The organism is Pseudanabaena sp. SR411 (assembly GCF_002251945.1).
Classification (GTDB): domain Bacteria; phylum Cyanobacteriota; class Cyanobacteriia; order Pseudanabaenales; family Pseudanabaenaceae; genus Pseudanabaena.
This window is the reverse complement of sequence record NZ_NDHW01000098.1, coordinates 1-2934: the sequence shown is the minus strand read 5'-3', so window position 1 is coordinate 2934 and position 2934 is coordinate 1. Positions and strand designations below refer to the sequence as shown.

General features: G+C 43.4%; 2 protein-coding genes and 2 pseudogenes. 1 reads left to right on the top strand and 3 read right to left on the bottom strand.

Annotation, left to right across the window (positions count from 1 at the left end; translation table 11 throughout):
* Nucleotides 1–143, top strand: a pseudogene (locus B9G53_RS28445) (IS982 family transposase); the annotation flags it as partial.
* Between the two features lie 11 nt (nt 144–154).
* On the opposite strand, the pseudogene B9G53_RS09765 reads toward B9G53_RS28445, so the two are convergent.
* The 3 genes and pseudogenes from B9G53_RS09765 to B9G53_RS09755 form a co-directional block, all read right to left on the bottom strand.
* Nucleotides 155–900: pseudogene (locus B9G53_RS09765) on the bottom strand (IS1 family transposase); the annotation flags it as partial.
* Nucleotides 901–1087: 187 nt separating this feature from the next.
* Nucleotides 1088–2290 (bottom strand): sulfite exporter TauE/SafE family protein, encoded by a 1203-nt coding sequence (locus tag B9G53_RS09760; RefSeq protein ID WP_094531641.1) that lies wholly within the window; start codon nt 2288–2290, stop codon nt 1088–1090.
* Nucleotides 2291–2453: 163 nt separating this feature from the next.
* Nucleotides 2454–2909: a hypothetical protein gene (locus B9G53_RS09755; RefSeq protein WP_094531638.1), complete on the bottom strand. Its 456-nt coding sequence runs from the start codon at nt 2907–2909 to the stop codon at nt 2454–2456.
* Nucleotides 2910–2934 lie beyond the last annotated feature (25 nt).

Below are 2934 nucleotides of genomic sequence, written 5' to 3'. Positions count from 1 at the left end.
AAAATATTTCACAGATTGAACATTCTCGTCATCGCAGTCCCATCAAGGCACTGATCAAAGTCATTTGTGGGCTTATTGCTGATTGTCACCAACCAAAGAAGCCTTCTTTGCATAGGTCGTGGGCTTTTCCTGCTGCTTCTTAACCCGAACTCACGTTATGATTAGCATGAACGTCACTCTTATCGCTGATAGCAGTATAAAGATGCTCAGGTTTGACCCATTCGACTCGACGATTTCCCTGTGAACCTTTAATTTTCATGGCAACTTCCAATCCATAGCACCATACCTTGCGATGTCCATATTCACGAGTGACTTCCGATGATTTGAGATAAACACTTGCCATTGTCCATAGTTGTTGAGCGTAGCGTCTTTCACTATCGGTAAACCATCGAATGTATTGACTAGTTTTTGCCCATGACCATGCAGTGCTGGTGGCTTGCTTAAATAAGTCACTTGTTTTCATTCCTGCTTTTGCTTCAATCCAGTAGCGACTCCCACGCTCAATAAATGTGATTGTCCACCCTTTTGACTCTGAGGGGAAATGGTTCTCGCCCACGCGAGTGTAAACTTCATCTCTTTCGATGGTCACATCTGAACCTGCGGGGGCAGATGGACTCCATTGCTGGGCTTGGGTTGCCATTTTTTGCTCCCATCTCATGATGCTGACATGGGATTTTTCTAGAACTCTTCCACTGCCTCTTATCCCCATTCCTTCAATCCTCGTCTTTAGCGCTAATGAAACGACATTTGGTGGTGTTCTCAGCCTTGACTTGGCGTTCCTGTCCTTTCACTTAATCTTTTGTCGTATTCTTTGCATAAATAGTTTTGAATAGCTTTGCCATCTTGATGGTGATGTTTGCCATTTTTTTGCTTTACTCTGTCTCTATTTTCTCTTACCACTAATTTATTGACCAGTGCCATCAATTGATTCATCGCAATAGATTAAATATTCTTGAGACAAGCGAATTATCCTAGCTTTTACTGAAAATTTGACTGTATTGTACCAAATGCTAAAGCATCTTACTAGCAGTAACAAAAAAGCGAAAAATGAAAACAACTAAAATCTTGCAGAATTAGGCGATCGCAATTACTTTCTAAATCTCCAAGCCCGAATAAACAAAGTCCCCACCGTAATCGCCCCACATAAAATCGTCAAAATCCAATTCTTAGGAGTCCAGTCCACCGCACCCAGATAATTAGAACCGATCGCAATGGTATGTACTGACGCTAATACCAACGCAGGAACCGAAAGCAAATGGACATAGCGCCAAGATTTACCGAGTTTCGTCATCATCCAATCGGAACTAGTAAGGGCGGCAGGAGTCATCAAAGCGATCGAGATCGTACCTAGCCAGATTGAGATTTGGTGCTGCGGAATCATAAAGGATAAAGCATCAAAGTTCCATTGAAAAGTATGCTCAATCTTGTGGAAAGTATGGGCAAGGGAGAGAACAAATGCACCAACACCGATCGCTCGGCGATAGGTCATTAAGGCTGAACAAGCTTTAAAAAGATGACTGAGCGGACGGGCGACAAGGGCAAGGATTAGCAAAATCAAACCTGCATGACCTGTGTAGTCCACCATGTCACTGGTGCGTAACAGCGTTAAGATGCCAATTGTGAGTGTAATCCAGCCACCCATGCGAAATAACTGACTGCGGCGATCGCGGCTCAATAGTCCTGCAAAGACACCAATACCGAGCATCGATGGCAAAGTTCCCAATCCAAAAGCTAACATTGTCAGCGCTCCCTGCGTCATATTGCTAGTTTCTGCCGCCTTGATCTGAGCCGTATAGAGAAATCCGCAGGGAATCAATCCCCATGTCATACCAAGCAAAGCTGGTGTTAGTGGATGGGAATGCAGCGATAGTTTCATCATCGCGGAGCTAAGGCGTTGATGCAGCCCCACTAATGCCATAGGATTAAGAAAAGGCATATTTGGCAAACCGACTGGTCTAATCTGGACAAGTCCCATCCATACCAAAAGAATACCTGTCAAAATCGCAAGCCAACGCCGCAGATCACTTTCTAAACCTGCTAACTGTCCACTAGCTACTAGCACAGAACCGATCGCCCCAATAGCAGCCCCTGCGATCGCATAGCTTAAAATTCTGCCAATGTTTAGCAATGCATGAAAGTACAAATGCTGTTGCCAACTTTTGGAATTATCCTTAGAATCGCTCCCTTTTCCTGAAAGCGAAAAAGCGACGGTCAAGGGGCCACACATCCCCACACAATGACCAAAACTCCCTAAAAAACCCAAAGCAGCAACAAGCAATAAATCTAGCATTCTTTATTTATAGCGCCTTGCGCTGAATTATTTTTAAAACTGGTGTTACGTAGTGATATCTAAGTAGCTAGGCATAATTAATTACAACAAAGCAAAACCCGCAAAGTTGCGCCCCGCAGGGGCGCAACTTTGCGGGTTTTGGTAATTTATTTTGCACAAGTACTTATCTACCCACATTGGTTGTAAAAGTTAATTCAAAGGGCGAGAAATCTTCACTTTCCCTTGCGGAACCACTCAAGCGCAGTTCATATCTACCGACTTGGGGAAATGTAACCTCCATACTTGGCAATCCCAAATAGCGCTCAATAATTGCCAAAGGATTAGCTACCGTAAATTTGATGTTGCGATCAGTTAGCGATCGCACTTCTAACTGACAATTACATTTTCCGTAAGGGATGATCTCGCCGCCTCGTTTAGTAAGCGCGATCCAAATTCTCGACTTTTTACCCGCAACAGGTCGATCATTGGGTTCAACATGAATTGTGCCACCAACTTCTTGAGAAGTTTTTACTTCATGGGCAATGCGAACAGGTAATGGAAGTTTTTCTAAGTGTGAACTGTTGATATTAGAAGCAGTGGATAAATGCAAATTCAATAGGATAGAAGCTACTTCAAACATTGAWTAWTGCATTTATCCACTGCTT